This is a genomic window from Sphingomonas sp. M1-B02 (assembly GCF_026167525.1).
Classification (GTDB): domain Bacteria; phylum Pseudomonadota; class Alphaproteobacteria; order Sphingomonadales; family Sphingomonadaceae; genus Sphingomonas.
On record NZ_CP110679.1, the window covers coordinates 367,012 to 387,679 of the forward strand.

General features: G+C 67.2%; 16 protein-coding genes. 10 read left to right on the plus strand and 6 right to left on the minus strand.

Annotated elements, in window-relative coordinates:
• Positions 1–32 precede the first annotated feature (32 nt).
• Complete coding sequence (locus OKW87_RS01865; RefSeq protein WP_265541852.1) at positions 33–1,376, plus strand: MFS transporter; 1,344 nt, start codon at positions 33–35, stop codon at positions 1,374–1,376.
• 3 nt (positions 1,377–1,379) lie between these two features.
• Here the strand turns inward: OKW87_RS01865 and OKW87_RS01870 are convergent, their stop codons facing one another.
• Positions 1,380–3,665 carry a glycoside hydrolase family 3 N-terminal domain-containing protein gene (locus OKW87_RS01870; protein ID WP_265543943.1) on the minus strand — a complete coding sequence of 762 codons (2,286 nt, stop codon included), beginning with the start codon at positions 3,663–3,665 and terminating at the stop codon, positions 1,380–1,382.
• 167 nt (positions 3,666–3,832) lie between these two features.
• Between OKW87_RS01870 and OKW87_RS01875 the strand changes: the two genes are divergently transcribed.
• The 4 genes from OKW87_RS01875 (at position 3,833) to OKW87_RS01890 (ending at position 12,360) form a co-directional block, all read left to right on the plus strand.
• Positions 3,833–4,816 (plus strand): LacI family DNA-binding transcriptional regulator, encoded by a 984-nt coding sequence (locus OKW87_RS01875; protein WP_265541853.1) that lies wholly within the window; start codon positions 3,833–3,835, stop codon positions 4,814–4,816.
• 25 nt (positions 4,817–4,841) lie between these two features.
• Positions 4,842–7,793, plus strand: coding sequence for a TonB-dependent receptor (locus tag OKW87_RS01880; protein ID WP_265541854.1), 2,952 nt, complete (start codon positions 4,842–4,844; stop codon positions 7,791–7,793).
• A 65-nt stretch (positions 7,794–7,858) separates the two neighbouring features.
• A complete protein-coding gene (locus OKW87_RS01885; RefSeq protein ID WP_265541856.1) occupies positions 7,859–9,289 on the plus strand; it encodes a glucoamylase family protein in 1,431 nt (476 codons plus the stop codon).
• Positions 9,289–12,360, plus strand: a complete 3,072-nt coding sequence (locus OKW87_RS01890; RefSeq protein WP_265543945.1) for a discoidin domain-containing protein — start codon at positions 9,289–9,291, stop codon at positions 12,358–12,360. The genes OKW87_RS01885 and OKW87_RS01890 overlap by 1 nt, the downstream gene beginning before the upstream one ends.
• A gap of 13 nt (positions 12,361–12,373) precedes the next feature.
• Here the strand turns inward: OKW87_RS01890 and OKW87_RS01895 are convergent, their stop codons facing one another.
• On the minus strand, positions 12,374–12,610 hold the full coding sequence (locus OKW87_RS01895; protein WP_265541858.1) for a DUF6894 family protein: 237 nt from the start codon (positions 12,608–12,610) through the stop codon (positions 12,374–12,376).
• A 229-nt stretch (positions 12,611–12,839) separates the two neighbouring features.
• Here OKW87_RS01895 and OKW87_RS01900 point away from each other — a divergent pair, with 229 nt between their 5' ends.
• A complete protein-coding gene (locus OKW87_RS01900) occupies positions 12,840–13,598 on the plus strand; it encodes a Crp/Fnr family transcriptional regulator (RefSeq protein ID WP_265541860.1) in 759 nt (252 codons plus the stop codon).
• Positions 13,599–13,612: 14 nt separating this feature from the next.
• Here the strand turns inward: OKW87_RS01900 and OKW87_RS01905 are convergent, their stop codons facing one another.
• From OKW87_RS01905 to OKW87_RS01920, 4 genes are all read right to left on the minus strand, one after another.
• Positions 13,613–14,350, minus strand: a complete 738-nt coding sequence (locus tag OKW87_RS01905) for a DoxX family membrane protein (RefSeq protein ID WP_265541861.1) — start codon at positions 14,348–14,350, stop codon at positions 13,613–13,615.
• Positions 14,351–14,549: 199 nt separating this feature from the next.
• Positions 14,550–15,530 carry a 4-hydroxy-3-methylbut-2-enyl diphosphate reductase gene (gene ispH / locus OKW87_RS01910; protein WP_265541862.1) on the minus strand — a complete coding sequence of 327 codons (981 nt, stop codon included), beginning with the start codon at positions 15,528–15,530 and terminating at the stop codon, positions 14,550–14,552.
• On the minus strand, positions 15,530–16,321 hold the full coding sequence (locus OKW87_RS01915; RefSeq protein WP_265541864.1) for a DUF2189 domain-containing protein: 792 nt from the start codon (positions 16,319–16,321) through the stop codon (positions 15,530–15,532). The genes ispH and OKW87_RS01915 overlap by 1 nt, the downstream gene beginning before the upstream one ends.
• 88 nt (positions 16,322–16,409) lie before the next feature.
• Positions 16,410–16,880 carry a TspO/MBR family protein gene (locus OKW87_RS01920; protein WP_265541866.1) on the minus strand — a complete coding sequence of 157 codons (471 nt, stop codon included), beginning with the start codon at positions 16,878–16,880 and terminating at the stop codon, positions 16,410–16,412.
• Between the two features lie 49 nt (positions 16,881–16,929).
• Between OKW87_RS01920 and OKW87_RS01925 the strand changes: the two genes are divergently transcribed.
• From OKW87_RS01925 to OKW87_RS01940, 4 genes are read left to right on the plus strand one after another with little or no spacing between them, the layout of a single operon-like run.
• Positions 16,930–17,895, plus strand: a complete 966-nt coding sequence (locus OKW87_RS01925; protein WP_265543947.1) for an ATP-binding protein — start codon at positions 16,930–16,932, stop codon at positions 17,893–17,895.
• A complete protein-coding gene (locus tag OKW87_RS01930; protein ID WP_265541867.1) occupies positions 17,892–19,664 on the plus strand; it encodes a magnesium chelatase subunit D in 1,773 nt (590 codons plus the stop codon). Before OKW87_RS01925 ends, OKW87_RS01930 begins: the two co-directional genes overlap by 4 nt.
• Positions 19,661–20,536 carry an alpha/beta fold hydrolase BchO gene (gene bchO / locus OKW87_RS01935; RefSeq protein ID WP_265541869.1) on the plus strand — a complete coding sequence of 292 codons (876 nt, stop codon included), beginning with the start codon at positions 19,661–19,663 and terminating at the stop codon, positions 20,534–20,536. Before OKW87_RS01930 ends, bchO begins: the two co-directional genes overlap by 4 nt.
• Positions 20,536–20,667: a hypothetical protein gene (locus tag OKW87_RS01940; RefSeq protein WP_265541871.1), complete on the plus strand. Its 132-nt coding sequence runs from the start codon at positions 20,536–20,538 to the stop codon at positions 20,665–20,667. Before bchO ends, OKW87_RS01940 begins: the two co-directional genes overlap by 1 nt.
• The last annotated feature ends 1 nt before the right edge of the window (position 20,668 follow it).

Below are 20,668 nucleotides of genomic sequence, written 5' to 3' on the forward strand. Positions count from 1 at the left end.
CATGCGGCGGCGATGGTGCCGAGTGCACCTCCGTGACTTCGCACCGAATCCCGAAGAGCGATCGCTTGCGGCTAGGGCTGTTCGCCTTCGGCGATTTCGCGTTCAATCTCTACTGGCAGAGCGCCACGCTGTTCCTGCTCTTTTACTATACCGAAGTGCTGCGGCTGTCGGTGGGATGGGCGGCGACCACCTATATGATCGCCTTGGTGTGGGACGGGCTGGTCAGCCTGGCCGTCGGGATGTGGGCGGATCGGCATCGCGCGCAGGGCTATCGGCGCTATCTGACGCTGGGCGCGGTGCCGCTGGGGCTCTCCTTCATGCTGGCCTATCTGCCGCCGATGGGGAGCGGGGGCTGGGCTGCGGCGACGGTGCTGGCGACGCACCTGCTGTTCCGCACCGCGTATGCGGCGGTGAACATCCCCTATCTGGCCATGACCGCGCGGATCAGCGCCGATAGCGGCGATCGGGCGTTGGTGGCGGGATTGCGGATGTTGTTCGGGACGGGGGCGATGGTGATCGTCAGCCTGGGGACGGTGCCGCTGGGGCGGTGGCTGAGCGGGGGGGAGGCGCTGGGCAATAGCTATTTCACCAGCGCGGCGGCGTTCAGCGTAGTGGGGGCGGCGATTTTGCTGGCGGTGGGCTGGTGGGTGCCCGAGCGGACTGCGCCGATGGTCGAGGCGCGCATCTCGCTGCGAACGGCCCTCGCGAACCTCGCGGCGAACCGCGCCTTCGTGACGCTCAACGCGGCGATGGCGGCCGTCACGATCGCGTCGATCTTCCTGTCGAAATCGGTGCTCTATTATTACAAATACGAGCTTGGGGACGAGGCGGCGGGGCAGCTTGCCCTCGCCGCCATGGGCGTGGTCGGCGCGATCGCCGTGCCCTTCTGGACGATCGTCTGCCGGCGCGCCGGCGCCCGCGCGACCTGGTTCGCGGCGACGCTGCCGGCGGCGCTGCTGCTCGGACTGTTCGCGGCAGTGGCGGTGCGCGACACCGGCATGATGCGGCTGTTCCTGGTCGCGATCCAGCTGCTGCTGATCGGGCTGCACATCGCCTTCTGGGCGATGTTGCCGAACACGGTCGAGTGGGGCGAGCGCGAGACCGGGACGCGGCTGGAGGGCGCGGTGTTCGGGCTGGCGACGCTGGTGCAGCGAAGCGCGATCGGGCTGGCGACGGGACTGTTCGGGCTCACGCTGGACATGATCGGCTATCGCGCGACGATCGCGCAGTCGGCCGAGACGCTGGAGGGGCTGCGGCTCGCGATCGGGCTGGTGCCGCTGGCCTGCGTCGGGCTGTCGATCGCGCTGATGGCCGCGAACCCCCTCCGCCGCCGCGCCCATGCCGAACTGGTGGCGGAGCTGGAGCGGAGGGGGTGAGGCTCAGGCTTTCGCCAGCTCGAAGCGGCCCGAAAGCCCCGGGGCCTCGGCGGAGGGGGCGATCCACAGATCGAACAGGCCGGGCTCGACCGTCCAGCGATTGTCGGTCCCCACGAACATCAGGTCCGAGCGGCGCAGGGTGAACTCCACCTGCTGCGATTCGCCGGGCTTGAGCGCGATCTTGCGGAAGCCTTTTAGCTCGCGGACCGGGCGGGTGATGCTGGCGGTGCGATCGCGGATGTAGAGCTGGACGACTTCCTCGGCGGCGCGACTGCCGCTGTTGCGGACGACGGCGCGGACCTTGAGCGTGCCGTCCCAAGCGAGCGTCGGATCCAATCGCAGGTCGGCATAGTCGATCCGGCCGTAGGTTAGGCCGTGCCCGAACGGATAGAGCGCCGAATTGGGCACGCCGCGATAGTGCGTCTTATATTCCTGCAGCGGGCCATCGGGATTGGGCCGGCCGGTCGGCTTGTGGCTGTAATGATAGGGGACCTGGCCCGCCGCGCGCGGGAAGCTGACCGGCAGACGGCCCGAGGGCGCATAGGCGCCGTAAAGGATGTCGGCGAGGGCAGGGCCGGTCTCGGTGCCGAGGAACCAGCTGACCAGGATCGCCGGCGCATTCGCCACGGCGCCTTCGAGCGCGAGCGCGCGGCCGTTCTTGAGCAGCACGACGATCGGCTTGCCCGTGGCGGCGATCGCCTCCGCGAGCGCCATCTGGGGGGCGGGGACGACGATCTCGGTGACCGACTGTGCCTCGCCCGACATGCGCGTACCCTCGCCGATTGCGAGGATGACGACATCGGCGGCGCGCGCGGCGGCGACTGCAGCCTCGATGCCGCCGGCGAGCGGCGCTTCGACTTCGGAGCCCTCGGCCACGGTGATCAAGGCGGGGTTAGCAGCCGCGGCGCGCATGCCGGTGGCGAGATCGACTGCCTGCTTGTCGTCGCCATAGACGCACCAGGGGCCGACCAGATCGTGCTGGCCTGCCGCGAAGGGGCCGATCAGTGCGATCTTCTGATTCTTCCGCAGCGGCAGCAGATCGCCGTCATTCTTCAGGAGCACGACCGAGCGGCGCGCGGCCTCGCGGGCGAGCGCGCGGTGGGGCTTGGAGAGGACGACCGCTTTCTCGCGCCGCGGTTCGATGCGGCGGAAAGGATCGTCGAACAGGCCGAGCTTGGCTTTTACCGCGAGCACGCGGCGCACCGCCTGGTCGAGCCGCGCCATCGGCACGTCGCCGGCCTGCACGAGATCAGGCAGATGCTTCATGTAGAAGCCGCTCTGCATGCACATATCGACCCCGGCGAGGAAGGCGATGCGCGCGGCGTCGCGCGCGTCCCTGGCGAAGCCGTGCGCGATCATCTCCTCGTCGCCGGTATAATCGGAGACGACCAGCCCGCCATAATTCCACTCGCCATGAAGGACTTCGTCGAGCAGCCATTTGTTGCCGGTCGCGGGGATGCCCGACAATTCGTTGAACGAGGCCATCGCCGACAGCGCACCCGCATCGAACGCGGCCTGGAAGGGCGGGAAGTAGACTTCGCGCAAGGTGCGTTCGGAAACGTCGACCGTATTGTAATCGAGCCCTGCTTCGGCCGCGCCATAGGCCGCGAAATGCTTGGCGCAGGCGAGCACCGAGTCGCGATCGGTCAGGCGCTTGCCCTGGAAACCGCGCACGCGGGCGGCGGCGAAGAGGTTGCCGAGATAGACATCCTCGCCGGCGCCCTCGACGCCGCGACCCCAGCGGGCGTCGCGGGCAACGTCGACCATCGGCGCGAAGGTCCAGTCGATCCCGGCGGCGGCGGCTTCCACCGCGGCGATGTGCGCGGTGCGCTCGGCGAGATCGGGGTCCCAGCTCGCGGCTTCGCCCAGCGGCACCGGGAAGACGGTGCGGTGACCGTGGATGATGTCCGCGGCGAAGATCAGCGGGACCTTGAGCCGCGATTCCTGCATCGCGACGGTCTGCATCCGGCGCGACATTTCGGCGCCATTGCCGTTGAACACGCCGGTGAGCTGGCCATCGCGAACCTGCTGCAACTGCTCTTCGAAACTGGCACCGGCGGTGGGTGGATTGAGGTTCGTGGCAGCCGATCCGGCCCAGGCGGCGGCGTTGAGAGTCAGCTGGCCGGCCTTTTCCTGCGGGGTCATCCGGGCGATGAGGCCATCGATGAATGCGGGGGTGGCCGGATCCTCGATCGATCGGAACAGCGCGCGCGCCGGGCTGCTAGCCCAGGCGACGACCGCGCCTGCGCCCATCAGTGCGGCGCGTCGCGAAATCCGTGCTTCGACCATTTCCATTCCTCTCCTGACCCAGCGGCCCAGATGCATTTTTCGCTTGGGTCGTTTTGTGTAACCGGTTACATAGCATGCTGCACCGACAGGAACGCAACCGGTTTCGTCGCGTGCGAGTAGATTTGGCCCAACCGCAGGAACATGCGCGGGGCAGGGAGACGATCGGGATGGCGCAAGCCACTATTCGAGATGTTGCGCGCGAGGCGGAGGTTTCCGTCGCGTCGGTTTCGCGCGCGCTCAACGGCGCCGACAACGTTCATCCCGATACGCGTGCCCGCGTGAAGGCGGCGGCCGAGAAGCTGGGCTATGTTCCGCATGCCGGCGCGCGCAGCCTGAGCATGGCGCGTGCGCATGCGATCGGCGTGGTTCTTCCCGATCTGCACGGCGAATTCTTTTCGGAGATCGTGCGCGGCATGGACAAGGAAGCCAGCACGCGCGGCTTTCACCTTCTGCTCTCCAACATGCATGCCGATCTGGACGACGCGGTGCATGCGCTGCGCGCGATGCGCGGCCGGGTCGACGGGCTGGTGATGATGGCGCCGCATCTGGATGTGACCGCCTTGATGCGCAACATGCCGCAAAACGTCCCCGCCGTGCTGGTCAATTGCAGGGCCGATCGCGGTACCGCGACGCTGCTGGTGGACAATGTCGGCGGTGCGGACACGATGGTGCGGCACTTGCTGGCCAGCGGGCGGCGCTCGATCGCGCATGTGGCCGGCCCGGCGGGCAATCTGGACGCCGAGGAGCGACTGGCCGGATTCCGACTCTCGATGCGACGGCATGGCGGCATCGACAATCCGCTGGTGCTGCCCGGCGACTTTACCGAGGAAGCGGGCGCTGCGGCGGCGCGAGCGCTGATCGCGGGCGGAAAGCGGGTCGACGCGATCTTCGCCGCCAACGACATGATGGCGATCGGCTGCCTGATGGCGCTGCGCGAGGCGGGCATTTCGGTGCCCGGCCAGATCGCCGTGGCGGGCTTCGATGACATCCCCGTCGCCCACTATCTGCAACTAACCACGATGCGCGTGCGTATCGCAGAGATCGGCGCACTAGCCGTCACTCGGCTGACCGATCGGCTCGGCGGTCGAAGTGGCCCCCCGGCCACCGAACTACATGCGCCCGAAATCGTGGTCCGCACCACCACCGCTTGATACCAAAAAAGAAGGAACAGGGAAAATGAACAGCAAGGGGAAGGCATTCCGCGCCTATCTCGCCGCAGCGACGATGCTGAGCGCGGGCGCAGTCCTGTTGCCCGCGCCGGTCGCGGCGCAGGTGACGACGTCGCAACTTCGTGGCCAGGTGACCAATGGCGACGGTACCCCGGCGGCGGGCGCTGCGATCACGGCGCGAAGCACCGCCACCAACCAGACCAGCCGGGCTACCACCCAGGCGGACGGCAGCTACACGTTGGCGGGCCTGCGCGCGGGCGAATATGAAGTGACCGCAACGCTCGACGCCGTGTCTGACAGCCAGACGATTCAGATCGGGGTTGCGCAATCGGCATCGCTCGATCTGTCGATCGGCGGCGAGGCGACGGTCGTCGCCGGCGGCACCGCGGGCGGACCCGACATCGTCGTCACCGGATCGCGATTGCGCGAGACGCGGACCAGCGAAGTCGCGACCAACGTGAGCCAGGAGCAACTCCGCACGCTGCCGCAGACCGATCGCAACTTCCTGTCGTTCGCAGCGCTCGCGCCGGGCGTGCGCTACAATGACAGCGAGAGTAACAGGGGCATCCAGTCGGGCGCCGCGACCGCGAGCCAGGTCAATGTGTTCATCGACGGCGTGAGCCTGAAAAACAAGCTGCGCGAGGGCGGCGTCGCCGGCCAGCAGAACAGCCGCGGCAATCCCTTCGGTCAGCTCGCGGTGCAGGAATTCCGCGTCCTCACCCAGAATTACAAGGCCGAGTATGAACAGGCCGGCTCGGCGATCATCACCGCGATCACCAAATCGGGCACCAACGAATTTCACGGCGAGATATTCGGCCAATATACCGACAAGAAACTGAGCCAGAAGGGCTATTTCGACAAGCGCGAGAACCGGCCAGAGCCGGCATTCGAACGCAAGCAATATGGCATCTCGCTGGGTGGCCCGATCGTCAAGGATCGCCTGTTCTTCTTCGCCGCCTATGAAGGCAATGATCAGAACCGCGCCTTCAACGTCGACAGCACCGGCTCCGCGGAGGCAGTTACCGAGTTCGAGCGATTTTCGGGTCGCCGCCTGGCCGATTTCGAGGGCGCGTTCGTCAGCCCGTTCCGCGGCGACTTCTACTTCGGGAAGCTGACCCTCACCCCCGACGACCGGCAGATCTTCGATCTCTCGTTCAGCCGGCGCGAGGAGACCGACATCCAGAACTTCGGCGGCAATACTTCCTATGAGAATGCCGAAAACAAGATCAACCGGGTCGACACCTATCTCTTCAAATGGACCTATAGCGGCGATAATTTTACCAATGAATTCAACGCCAGCTATCTGGACTATCTGTTCAACCCGGTATCGCTGAACCCGGATCTGCCGACCTATGATTATGATTCGGTGATCATCTTCGGCGGCAAGGATTCGACTCGGAGCGAGCGTCAGAAGGGCCACACGCTGCGCAACGACTTCACCTACACCGGGCTCGACGGCCATGCCTTCAAGGTGGGCGCGCGGGTCGAGATCACCGATATCGAGTTCGACAACCAATCCTATATCCAGCCGCGCTTCACCTATCGCCGCGAGCCGCAGAACAACCTCAACTTCGCCTTCCCGGCGGAGGCGCGGCTGGGCCTCGGCAGCGGGCTGATCCAGGCGTCCAACACGCAGATCGGCCTCTATGCGCAGGACGATTGGGACATCACGCCGCGGCTGCAACTCAACCTGGGCGTGCGCTGGGATTATGAGACCAACGGTTTCAACAACGAATATCGCACGCCGGTCGCCGCGGCTGCGGCGCTGCGGTCGTTGCCGACCACCAGCTATTTCAACCCCGAAAACTACATTTCCGACGGCAGCAACCGCAAGCCTTTCACCGGGGCGATCGCCCTGCGGGTCGGCTTTTCCTGGGATCTGAGCGGCAATCGTTCGACGGTGATATTCGGCGGGTTCGGCCGCTATTACGACCGCAACAATTTCAGCAATACGGTCGACGAGCTCTCGCGAGCGATCAATCCGGTGGGCGTATTCCGCTTCTCAGCAAATGGCGCGCCCCGCGACGGCCTGCCGACGATCGCGTGGAACAATGCCTATCTGACGCGCGACGGCCTGCTGGCGCTCCGCGCAAGTTCGCAGAGCGCGGGCCTGCCGGAACTGTTCGCGGTGAAGAACGACGCCAGGCCGCCGGTCAACGACCAGGTCAGCCTGGGCGTCCGCCAGACCTTCGGGGTCTTCCAGGCCTCGGTGACGGGCTCCTATCAGCGCGGCCGCAACGGCTATACCAACCTGTTCGCGACGCGGAACAACAATGGTCTGGGCGGGTGCTGCAATACCGCGACGCTGGTGCCGCTGGGCTATGCCAACGCGCTGATCGGCTTCGACGGGCTCGACACGCGCTACAAGGCGCTGTTCGTCACGCTCGACAAGAATTATACCGAAAGCTCGGGGTGGGGACTGAACATCGCCTACACCCTCTCGAAGGGCGAGCAGAATGGCGGCGATCTGTTCAGCCTCGATGCGGTGACTCCGGACGATTATGGCTGGCGTCCGCGCAATGGCGACGAACGGCATCGCGTCGTCGTCTCGGGCATAGTCGACTTGCCGCTCGGCTTCCAATTCTCGACGCTGACGACGCTGGGCAGCGGCCAGGCATTCCGCGTCACCGACGGGACCAACGGCGCGACCTCGGGCTTCAACGACTTCTCGGCGCGATACACTCCCAAGAATTGCATCGAGGGGCTGCTTGCCTTCTGCGAAGTCAACGTCACGCTGGCGAAGAATTTCGAAGTGTTCGGCGGCGATCGCGTCCAGGTCGCGGTCGATCTTCTCAACGCCTTCAACAACAAGAATTTCGAAGGCTTCGACGATTTCTTCAACAACGCGATCAATCCGGAGACAGGCGGCGTTACCGATACGCTCGACTCCGAGGTGATCGGCCGGAACCTTCTCACGCTCCCGCGGCGCATCCAGTTCCGACTCGGATACCGCTTCTAATCGAACCCTCCCTGGGCGGGGCCGCTTCCCCTTTGTCGGCCCCGCCCCCTTTTTGGAGATTGAACTTGATTACCCGCCGTTCGCTACTCGCCCGCAGCTCCATCCTGGTGGCGGGGGGCGCGGCCGGCGCCTGTACGCCCGCGACCGGTGTCCGCACCGCGTCGTCGCAGAGCACGCTGATCGACGAGACGGCCGAACGAACCTTCCGATTCTTCTGGGACACCACCAACCCCCGCAACGGCCTAGTGCCCGATCGCTGGCCGAGTCGCCCCTTCGCCAGCATCGCCGCGGTCGGCTTCGCGCTGACCGCCTATCCGATCGGCGTCGAGCGTGGCTGGGTGAGCCGCGAGCAGGCGCTCGAGCGGACGCTGACGACGCTGCGATTCTTCTGGAACGCGCCGCAGGGACCCGCCGCCACCGGCGTCAGCGGGCATAAGGGCTTCTTCTACCATTTCCTCGACATGGAGACCGGGCACCGCTTCGGGCGGACCGAGCTGTCGTCGGTGGACACCAGCCTGTTGCTCGGTGGCATCCTGTTCGCCGCGAGCTACTTCACCGGCGCGTCGCCCGCAGAGCGCGAGATCCGCGACCTGGCCGGCAAGATCCATGCGCGAGTCGACTGGCGCTGGATGCAGGCGCGCGCGCCTTTTGTCTGCATGGGCTGGCATCCCGAGAGCGGGTTCATCCCGTCCGACTGGAAGGGCTATAACGAGGCGATGCTGGTCTATCTGCTCGGGCTCGGCGCGCCCGATCCGGCGCGGCGACTCGGGCCCGAGGCATGGACCGCCTGGACCGCGACCTATCCGAACAGCTGGCGCGGGGAGGGCGGCAGCCGCCACCTGGCGTTCGCCCCCCATTTCGGACACCAGTATAGCCACAGCTGGATCGACTTCCGCGGCATCCGCGACGCCATGATGCGCGATGCGGGCATGGACTATTTCGAAAATAGCCGCCGCGCGACTTATGCCCAGCGCGACTATGCCATCCGCAACCCGATGGGGTGGAAAGGCTATTCGGCCGATATCTGGGGCCTGACCGCCTGCGACGGCCCGCTGGGCGGCACCCACAGGATCGACGGTCAGCCGCGCCAGTTCCGCACTTACTCGGCGCGCGGCCCGCTCGGGCTGCCCGACGAATTCGACGACGGCACGCTGGCGCCGACCGCGGCGCTCGCCTCGATCGCCTTCGCGCCCGAGATCGTATTGCCCTGCGCCACGGCGATGCATGCGCGCTATGGACGCAAGCTCTATGGGAAATACGGCTTTCTCGACAGCTTCAATCCGACGCTGGCGGGGGCGGGGCTTCCAGTCGAGAAGGGTGCGGTCGATCCCGAACTCGGCTGGTTCGACGACGAATATCTGGGAATCGACCAGGGTCCGATCCTGGCGATGATCGCCAACCATCAGGATGATTTCGTCTGGAGGTATATGCGCAAGTCCGCACCGATCCGTGACGGGCTGCTGCGCGCAGGGTTCGGCGGAGGTTGGCTGGCGTGATGCTCGGCGCGCTGCTGCTCGCCGCCGCCGCGGCGCCGCAGGCGATCGAGCGGTTCGACACGATCGAGGGCTGGAGCGCGCAGGCATCCGACGGGGTGAGTTCGCGCATCGCCTCGGTCCCGGGCCAGCAGGGCAAGGCGCTGCGGCTCAGCTACGATTTCGGGCGGGTGTCGGGATATGCCTTCGCACGCAAAGTCTTGCCCGTTATCTTTCCAGAGAATTACGAACTGCGTTTCCGCGTTCGGGGGACCGGCGGGGTCAATGATCTGCAGTTGAAGTTCGTCGATGCCTCGGGCGAGAATGTCTGGTGGTATCAGATCGTCAACTTCCGCCCGGGCGCCGCGTGGCAGACGGTGCGCGTGCGGCGGCGCGACCTGAGCTTCGCCTGGGGGCCGAAGACCGACAAGGTCTTGCGCCGAACCGCGTCGCTGGAACTGGTCGTGGTGCGCGGCCGCGACGGCGGGGCCGGGCATGTCGAGATCGACGAGCTGGAACTGGAGCCGCTCCCGGCGAACCCGCCGGCACCTGCCGCGCCCGCCCTTTCGGACTCGCGGGCGATGGACGGCGCGGTCGCCACCAGCGCTCCGCTGACCAGCCGCCGTCCGCTGGTGATCGACTTCGGCGGTCCGCGCGAGCTTGGAGGGCTGGTGCTGCACTGGGCGCAAGGCTCCGCGCCGCGTGCCTATCGCATCGAAGGCAGCGACGATCGGAAGCGCTGGCGCACGCTGCGGACGGTCCAGAACGGCAATGGCGGCGAGGATCCGCTGCCGCTGCCCGCTACCGAGGTCCGGGCGCTGCGGATCGTGCCCGAGGACGCCGCGTCGCTCGCCGAAGTGACCCTCAAGCCGGTGGAATGGGGCGCCAACCTCAATGCCTTCACCCTCACGGCTGCCAAGACAGCGCCGCGCGGCGCCTATCCGCGCGGCTTCGTCGAGCAAAGCTATTGGACGCTGGCGGGCGCCGACGGCGCGCTCGATAGCGGGCTGATCAACGAGGATGGCGCGATCGAGGTGGGCAAGGGCGGCTTCTCGATCGAGCCCTTCGTGATCGAAGGCGGCAGGCGCTTCTCCTGGGCGGACGTGACGGCGCGGCACAGCCTGGAGGATGGCTATCTGCCCTTGCCGCATGTCGAATGGGCAGGCCCCGGCTGGACGCTCGACAGTGCGCTGGTCGCGGATCCGGTGTCGCAGGCCGGGCGGCTGGCAGCGCAGTATCGGCTGACCAACGAGGGCGCTACCGAACGGCGGCTGACGCTGATGCTGGCGCTGCGCCCCTATCAGGTGAACCCCGCGGCGCAGTTTCTGAGCCAGCAGGGCGGGGTCAGCCCGATCGGCAGAATCGTCACGCAGGGCACTGCGGTGACCGTAACCGCGCCCGGCGCGATCGACGGCGATGCGGACGTGGTGCGCCGGCTGCGGCTGGGGCGTGCGCCGGGGCGGGCGGCCTTCGGCACGTTCGACTCGGGCGATGCGATCGATCGGGCTCCTTTGGACGCTACCTCGATCGAGGATCCGCAACGCATGGCGTCCGCAGCGTTGCGCTATGACGTCGTGCTCAAGCCGGGGGAGAGCTTCACGCTTCCGCTGCTGATCGGCGCCAAAGGCGAGCCGCTACCAGCCGCCTATGATGGCAGTGCCCATAGCGCGCTCCATGGTGCGGCCGTTTCCTACTGGCGTGCGAGATTGGGGGAGGTGGACATCCGCCTGCCCGCGGCGTTTGGCCATATCGGCGATACGGTGCGCAGCGCGACCGCGCAGATGCTGATGAGCCGCGCCGGGCCGATGCTGAAGCCGGGCACGCGCTCCTATAATCGCAGCTGGATCCGCGATGGCGCCATGATTTCCGACGGGCTGTTGCGGCTGGGGATCGATCAGCCCGCGATCGACTATGCCGACTGGTATTCCAACTATCTGTTCGAAAATGGCAAGGTGCCCTGCTGCGTCGATTTCCGCGGCGCCGATCCGGTGCCCGAGAATGACAGCCATGGCCAATATATCCACCTGCTGACCCAGCTCTATCGCTTCACCGGCGACAGGAGCCGGCTCGAGGCGGGATGGCCCAAGCTGCTGGCGGCGCAACGCTATATGGAAGGGCTGCGCCAATCCGAGCGGACGCCGGCGAACCAGATTCCCGAGCGACGCATGCTCTATGGCCTGATGCCGCCGTCGATCAGCCATGAGGGCTATTCGGCCAAGCCCCAATACAGCCTGTGGGACGATTTCTGGGCGCTGCGCGGCTACAAGGATGCGGCTTTTGCGGCGACCGTCCTCGGCAAGCCCGAGGCCAAGGCGATCGCCGCGCAGCGCGACGAATTCCAGACCGATCTGCACGCGGCGATCCGCGCGGCGGCGGTGCACTGGAAGATCGACTATATCCCGGGCGCCACGAGCCTGGGCGATCTCGACGCCACCTCCACCACGATGGCGTTCGACCCCGCGGGCGAGGCAGACCGGCTCGATCCGCAGCAATTGCGCCGGACGTTCGAGCGCTATTGGGCTAACTTCGTCGCACGGCGCGACGGGAAGATCGCCTGGGCGGATTATACGCCTTATGAACTGCGCACGGTCTCGGCCTTCGTTCGGCTCGGCTGGCGGAAGCGGGCGAACGAGGCGCTGGAATTCTTCTTACGCGATCGACGGCCACAGGCCTGGAACGGCTGGGCCGAAGTGGTCGGCCGCGATCCGCGCGAGATCCGCTTCATCGGCGATATGCCGCATGCCTGGGTGGCCTCGGACTATATTCGCTCGGCGCTCGATCTGTTCGCTTACGAGAAAGACGACAGGATCGTGCTCGGCGCCGGATTGTCGCCCGAAATGCTGGCGGGGGAGGGCGCTGCGATCCGCGGGTTGCGCACCTCGGTCGGCACGCTGGATTTCGGCATGAGGACAGACGCGACGCGGCTGCTCGTGACGCTGGGCGGTTCGGCTCGACCTGCGGGCGGCTACCTCCTCCCCTGGCCGTTATCGGGCAGCCCGGGCGCGGCGCGGATCGACGGCAAGCCCGCGCGCTTCGAGGCCAAGGGCCTGACGATCCCGACGGGTGCGAAGCGCGTTGAGGTCAGGCTGCGCTGACGATCCGGACGCGTCAGCGGGAAACCTCGATCGAGTCGCCGAAGGTGACCGACATCAGGACCTTGCCTTCCTCGTCCTCGATGTCGATGCGATGCTTCAGGTCCAGCTTGCCCAGCCGCACCGCGGCCGAGGCGAGGTCGCGCGCATATTCGATCGCCTTGAGGTGCGCGACCGCGAGGTTTGCGTGCTGTTCGCTCTCTTCGGCCGGGGCATCGATGTCGTTCAGGACGTGGAAACGATAATTGGGCATCCAGCAAAAATGCCGCCGGCGGCGCTCGGTTCCGCGGTCGGATACGGACTAGCTGCCTGGAAATGATCGCCGGATCAGCAGGCGGCACACAAGGGCGCACGAAGGCGATTGCCTGCGATTAGGCGCTTCGACTGATCTGTGTTAAACAAGCTTCATTGTTGACATACGCCCGCAGGCGTCGATGACTGAGAGTGCTAATAAGCTCCCGCTTGCAGATCGGGAGCTTCGTATGCCTCGCCCAGACACCACAGAACTGCAACTTTTCGCCGAGCGCCTCACGGCGCGGTCGGTCCTGAGCGAGGAGGAGCGACAGGCCATTCTCACGCTGCCGACCCACGTGATCCACGTCGCCCGGAAGCATGATTTCGCCTATATCAACGAAGAGACTTCCTATGCCAGCCTGATCGCCTCGGGCATCGTCGGTCGCTTCGGCGAAGGTCCGAGCGGCGCGCGGCAAATCACCGCTTTCCATCTGCCGGGTGATATCGTCGATCTCCACTCGGCGGTTCGACCCGTTGGCATTGGCGGGTTGAGCGCGCTTTGCGACACCACGATCCTGCGCATTCCGCACGCGGCGATCCGTGGGGTGGCGGCGCGCTATCCCGCCATCGCCGAAGCATTCTGGCGCGACTGCATGTTCGACGCCGCCGTGTTGATGCAGTGGATCGTGAATGTCGGCCGGCGCGACGCCAGGACCCGGCTCGCGCACATCTTTTGCGAGATGGCGATCCGTTGCGGCAATGATCGCGAGGTGCTGACCGAATATGCCTTTCCGGTGACCCAGGAACAGCTCGGCGATGCGGCGGCGCTCACGCCAGTGCATGTCAATCGGTCGCTCAAGACGCTGAAGAGTCTGATGACGATCCGCGGGGGGCATGTGGACATCCACGACTGGGATGGCCTTGCGCGCGTGGGCGAATTCGATTCCGCCTATCTGGTGGCCGACATGGCCCCCGAGCGCAACGGGCGATTGCTCGCCGTCGCTTGAGCCGGTGCAGTGGTTCATCCGGCCCTGGCATGCACGGGGGCGGGCCGGTGCGATGCCAATAGATCGGCGAGCGCCCATACCGCGCCGGCCATTGCGAGATTGATCGCGCTACCGCTCCAGCCGATTGCCGCCGAGGGATCGGCGAAGACCCGGGGCGCCCATACGAAGGCCCCGAACGACAAGAACATCGCCGCTAGAAGGCGCGCAGCCGCTTCGGCCCTGAAGCCGACGATCAAGGCCACGCCCGCACCGAAATGGAGTGCGCCCGTGGCCATTGCCCAGAAGCCTGGGCCGGGCGGAAGCCAGGCCGGGGTCATCGAGACCGTCTCGGCGAGGCTCAGGAAATGGGCCAGGCCGAAGACGAGCTCGCACAGACCGAAGGCGATGCGGCAGGCCGCGACCGCCCCTGGCGCTTTCTTGCCCGCGATCAGCATCGCCGCGACGGCGCCGAGGGCGAGGGCAAGCTGCTCGCAGAAGCCGAGCCAGGTGCCGATGAGCGACGGAAAGGCTGCAACTCGCCGGAGCCAGGACAAGGCGAAGAGCAAATAGAGCGCGAAGAGAATCGTTGCCGCGGCGGGCACGGACTGCCGGCGTTGGAGCGCGATGCCGGCGAGGGTGAACAGCGACGCGCCGGCGTAAGCGAGCCAGACCTGGCTGCGCACGACGTCCGGCACCGGATGCCACACCATCGTGAACTCGCCGCGCAACAGGCCGATCAGGCCCAGTCCCGTGGACGCCAAGCCGAAGAGCATGGGGCCCCACGGATGGGTTCGGGCTGTGGGGGTCGGGTCGCTGCGCATCGGGGTCTCCCAGAAGGCCCGAAGGGTAACAAGCGGGATATCGCATCGATAGCCGTCGGCACGATCCCGCCCGATTTGCGCGGATCTTTTGATATTGTCGGCACTGCGCGCGGCCATGCGCTCTGATGTGAGACGAGCCGTCGACGACGATTCAGGCGGAGGTTCGTCGCCGATCGTGCCGCAATTCGCTCGGCAGGGTGAATTCGATATTCTCGTCGAGCCCGTCGAGCTGCGAGACCACGAGGGGGCGCAGCCGTTCCAGGGCCGCGACCACGCTGTCCACCAGTTCATCCGGGGCGGACGCGCCGGCGGTGATGCCGACGGTCGCGACGCCCTGAAGCCAGTCCGGATCCACGCCATCGCCATCGTCGACGAGCTGGCTGGGGATGCCCATTTCCGCGCCGATTTCGCGCAGCCGGTTCGAGTTCGAGCTGTTGGCGGCGCCGACGACGATCAGCAGGTCGCTGATCCGGGCGAGATCGCGCACCGCGCTCTGGCGGTTTTGCGTGGCGTAGCAGATGTCCGACGTCTCGGGGCCTATCACGTCGCTGAAGCGCGCGGTCAGCGCATCGATGATCGCGCGGGTATCGTCGACGCTGAGCGTGGTCTGGGTGACATAGGCGATCGGGGCGTCGCGGGGGATCGGCAGCGCCGCAACCGCGGCGGGGGTGGAGATCAAGTGGATCGGCGCATCGATCTGACCCATCGTGCCTTCGACTTCGGCATGGCCGGCATGGCCGATCAGGATCAGCGTGCGCCCCGATCTGGCGTAGCGGCGGCCCTGGATATGGACCTTGGTCACCAGCGGGCAGGTCGCGTCGATTACCGGCAGGCCGCGTCGGACGGCATCCTGCTCCACCGCGCGGGGGACGCCGTGCGCGCTGAAGATCGTCAGGGCGCCGGCGGGTACTTCGGAAAGATCGTCGACGAACACCGCGCCCTTGCGTCGCAGCTTGTCGACGACATGGCGATTGTGGACGATTTCGTGGCGGACATAGACCGGGCCCTGCTCGCGCTCGAGCGCGCGCTCGACGATGTCGATTGCGCGCACCACCCCGGCGCAAAAACCTCGCGGCTTCGCGAGGACGATGTGCAAGCGTGGTTCGCTATCGCCCCCCCGAGCCCCCAGCATCAGCGGACGACGAGCTTCGTGTAAAGGTGCCAGGTGGAATAGCCCAGCCACGGCAGCACCACCGCCAGACCGACCGCAAACGGGATCGTACCGAGCAGCAGCAGGGCCGCGACGCGCAGCCCCCAGCCGAACACCACAGCCGGATTCTTTCGGACGGCGGCCAGCGAGGTGCGCACTGCCACCCCTGCATCGACCGGTTTGTCGACGACCATCGGGAAGGATACCAACGCAAAGACCAGCGTGACGATCGCGAAGGCCAGCCCGGCGAGATTGCCGAGGATGATCAGTTCCCAGCCTTCGCGGGTCGTGAACAGTCGGCCGAGCAGATCACCGACTTGCATCGGCGCTTCGGCGCCGAACGTCACCGCATAGATTGCATAGGCGACCACCAGCCAGCCGATGAACAAGGCCGCCAGCCCGGCGGTCAGCATGGCGAGCGGGACCCGGCTGCGGCCATTGAGCGGGTCGAGGAAATGCCACCAGCTCGAATCGCGCTTTTCCTCGCGGCGCCGCGCCAGCTCGTAGAAGCCCGAGGCCGCGGCGGGCCCGGCGATCGACAATCCGGCGACGAGCGGAAAGAACAGCGGCAGCAGCGGATCGTTGAGGGTCACCACCGCCGCGATGAGGCAGATGATCGGATATACCAGGCCGATCACGATGAGGTCGCCGCGTTTTGCGAGGAAATCCTTCCATCCCTCGCGCAGCGCCCAGTTCAGGTCGCCGGTGCCGATCCGCCGGACTTCGGGTATCTCGTCGGAAGCGGCGGCTGCAGAGTCCAGAATCGTCGGCATATGCGATCTCCGATCCTGGATAATGTGCGCGCTGGTCCTCGATAGTGTCAACCGTGCCGTACACTCCTCGTGTCAACATTGACCTGATTCACGCGAAGGGCCGATTCAGGCGGACGATGGCGCTGTTGAGCCATGTGGCGAAGCTGACCCACAGGAGGTAGGGCACGATCAGCAGGCTCGCGAATTGCGAGATCGGCCAGAGCCCGACGACGAGCGCGACGAGAGAGGCCCAGAGGAAGACGACTTCGATCAGCGCCCAATCGGGCCGTCGCATGCGGAAGAAGAGCGGGCTCCACAGCGCGTGGAAGACGGCGTTGGTGGCGAACAGGATGATCACGCTGCTGCGCTCTGCGTCATTGGCGGCCGCGTTCCAGGCAGTCACCGCCGACCATGCGGCGAGGCCGAGGATCAGCGTCCAGGCCGGGCCGAACAGCCAATTGGGGGGCTGCAGCGTCGGCTTGCGCAGATTGTGGTACCAGGGCCCGATCGGCGTCATCAGCCCCCCGAACGCGCCGAGGAAGATCGCCACGCCCGCGGCGACGAGGATCGGGGTCCACATTGCGTCATGTCCATATTGAAGAGTGTCCAGTGCGTGGTACAGCGTGTCTGTGCGCGTGTCGTTCCCCTTTTCCGCGATCGTCGGCCAGGACGAGATGAAATTGGCGTTGCTGATCGCTGCGGTGGACGCGCGAATCGGTGGGGTGATGGTGTTCGGGGACCGGGGCACCGGCAAGTCGACCGCGGTTCGCGCCCTTGCTGCCCTGCTGCCGCCGATCCCGGCGGCGCAGGCGGGGTATCAGGACGGTTCGCCGCGCAAGGGCAACGTTGCGGTGCCGTTCGTCGACTTGCCGCTCGGCGCCACCGAGGACCGCGTGGTTGGCGCGCTCGATCTGGAACGTGCACTGGGCGCGGGGGTAAAGGCGTTCGAACCGGGGCTGCTGGCGCGCGCGAATGGCGGCTTCCTGTATATCGACGAAGTCAATCTGCTCGAGGATCATATCGTCGATCTGCTGCTCGACGTCGCCGCATCGGGCGAGAATGTCGTCGAGCGCGAGGGGCTGAGCGTGCGGCATCCGGCGCGCTTCGTGCTGGTGGGGAGCGGCAATCCCGAAGAAGGCGAGTTGCGTCCGCAACTTCTGGATCGGTTCGGGCTTTCCGTGGAAGTGCGCACGCCGCAGGATCTTCAGCAGCGGATCGAGATATTGAAGCGCTGCGACGCCTTCGAGCGCGAGCCCGATACCTTCGCCGAGACGTGGCGGCGGGCCGAACGCAAGACCTTGAAGCGGATTGCTGCAGGCCGTGCGGCTTTGGCGGGTGTCGCGGTGCCCGACCAAGTGCTGGGGTTCGCGTCACGGCTATGCATGGCGGTCGGCGCGGACGGCCTGCGCGGCGAGCTTACCCTGATGCGATCGGCGCGGGCGCTGGCGGCGCTCGATGGCGCCGGTGTCGCCACCACCGAGCACATCCATCGTGTCGCACCGCTGGCGCTGCGACACCGCCTTCGTCGCAATGTGCTCGACGAGACCGGATCGACGGTGCGGATCGAACGGGCGCTGGAGGAATTGGCGGCGTGAGTGCGCCGGGCGAGGATGCGCCCGATGCATTTGCGGATGCGCTGATCGCGGCGCGGCTGTGCGGGATCGATCCCGGACTTGGCGGAATGATCCTGCGTGGCGGGGGGGAACTTCGCGACACGGTGATTGCCGAATTGCGGGCGGCTCTGCCGGAGGCGGCGCCGGTCCGGCGAATCCCGGCGCATATCGACGATGAACGAATGCTCGGCGGGCTCGACTTAACGCTGACCTTGGCGAGGGGCACGCCGGTGTCGCGGATCGGGCTGCTCGCCGAAGCGGATGGCGGAATCATCATAGTGCCGATGGCCGAGCGAGTCTCCGATGCCAATGCCGGGCGGATCGCGGGGGTGATCGATAGCGGGGCGATCACGGTCGAGCGAGACGGTGTTACGCTGCAAAGCGAGGCGCGGTTCCTGGTTGTGGCGCTGGATGACGGCATCGAACCGGACGAGCGGGCTCCGGTGGCATTGGCCGAACGAGCGGCGTTCTGGGTGGATCTGACCCGATCCTCCCCGGAACGGGGAGGGGGACCGCCAGCCGAAGGCTGGGGGTGGAGGGGGCCCGCCCCAGGCGAATCGCTCGAGGTGCTCCCCCTCCACCATGCTTCGCATGGTCCCCCTCCCCGTACCGGGGAGGATCTTTTGTCCGCGATCGTCGCCACGGCAGCGGCGCTTGGTATCGATTCCGCGCGTGCGCCGCTGTTCGCGCTGCGGGCGGCGCGCGCTGCGGCTCGGCTGGCCGGGCGCGATGCGATTGCCGATGTGGATGTCGCGCTCGCCGCGCGCCTCGTGCTGGCACCGCGCGCCACGCGCATGCCGATGGCAGCCGAAGAGCCGCAGCCCGAAGCGCCGCCGCCACCGCCACCTCCTGAGGGCGACCAGGGCGAGGAGGAGCGCGAGCCCGGTCCTCTCGAGGATGTCGTGCTCGCCGCGGCGCTGGCGGCATTGCCTAAGGACGTGCTCGCGAAGATCGCCGCGGGGGGCAATCGCCGCGCCGCCCCGACTCGCGCGCAGGGTGCGGGCGAACGGCGCAAGTCGCCGGCGCGCGGGCGGCCGATGGGGACGCGGGCCGGCATGCCCGGCGGGGGGCGGCGGTTGAGCCTGATCGATACGTTGCGCGCCGCGGCGCCCTGGCAGCGGCTGCGCGGGCGCGAGGATCGCATCCTGGTCCGTCGCGACGATCTGCGGATTCGCCGGTTCGAATCGCGCGCCGAGGCGCTGACGATCTTCGCAGTCGATGCCTCGGGATCGTCGGCACTGGCGCGCCTGGCCGAGGCGAAGGGCGCGGTCGAACTGCTGCTGGCCGAAGCCTATGTGAAGCGCGCGCAGGTTGCCTTGGTGTCGTTTCGCGGGACTTCGGCCGAGCTGCTGCTGCCGCCGACACGCTCGCTGGCCCGCGCGCGGCGCTCGCTTGCCGAGCTGCCGGGGGGTGGCGGGACGCCGCTGGCGGCAGGATTGAACGCCGCGCGCGAGCTTGCCGAGGCGGCGCGGGCGCGGGGTCGGACGCCGTTCGTGGTGGTGCTGACCGATGGTCGCGCCAATATCGCTGCCGACGGCAGTGCCGTGCGCGCCACCGCCGAGGCGGACGCCGATGCCGCAGCGCGGGCGATCGGCGCGGCGGGGATCGCCGCCGCGTTCGTCGACATCTCGGCGCGGCCCCGGCCCGAGGGCGCGGCGCTCGCGGCGGCGATGCGCGCGCGATACCTGCCGCTCCCGCGCGCCGATGCGGCGGCGATGCATGCGGCGGTCAGCGCGGTCCAGCGCGGATGAGCGCCGCGCCGCGCTGGGACGTGGAAGGTCGCGACTGGCCCAATCGCGCGTCCAGCCGCTTCGTCGATACCGGCCGGGTGCGCTGGCATGTGCAGGTGATGGGGGAGGGGCCGGTGTTGCTCCTGCTCCACGGCACCGGCGCGGCGACGCATAGCTGGCGCGCTCTGGCGCCGTTGCTCGCCGAGCATTTCACGATCGTCGCGCCCGATCTGCCCGGGCACGGCTTTACCAGCGGGCGTCCGGCCGGGGGCCTGTCGATGCCGGCGATGGCGCGCGCGGTGGGCGACCTGATGCGCGCCCTGGACGTGACCCCGGGCTTTGTGGTCGGGCATTCGGCGGGTGCGGCAATTGCGGTTCGGATGGCGCTCGACGGGGTATGCGAGTCCGACGCGATCATTGGCCTGAACGCGGCGCTCCTGCCCTTTCCGGGGCTTGGCGCGAAGCTGTTTCCGTCGCTGGCGCGGCTGTTGTTCGTCAATCCATTCGCGCCGCATTTCTTCGCGCGGATGGCGCGGACCCAGGGCGAGACCGCGCGATTCCTGCTACGCAGCACGGGCTCGCGGATCGATGCTGCCGGAATCGGCTTCTACCAGCGCCTGTTCGCGACACCCGGGCATTGTGCCGGCGCGATCACGATGATGGCCGATTGGGACCTCGGGTCGCTCGCGCGCGACCTGCCGCGCCTGCAGACCCGGCTGCTGCTCGTCCATGGCGCGGCCGACGCAGCGATCCCGCTGTCGAGCGCGCGCAAGGCTGCGCCGATGGTCGGCAACGGCGGAGTGGTCGCCCTCGACGGGCTCGGCCACCTGGCGCATGAGGAGCGACCAAGCGAGGTCGCCGCGATCGTCCGCCAGTTCGCCGAGGAGCCGTGATGGAAAGCCGATATTTCAGCCTGCTCGACATGGCGATCGCGGGCGTGCCGGTGATCCTCTTCTGCATCTGGCAGCTCATTTCGATCAATCGCGAGATCGCCCGGGGCAAGAAGCCGCCCGAGGAGCCCTGAT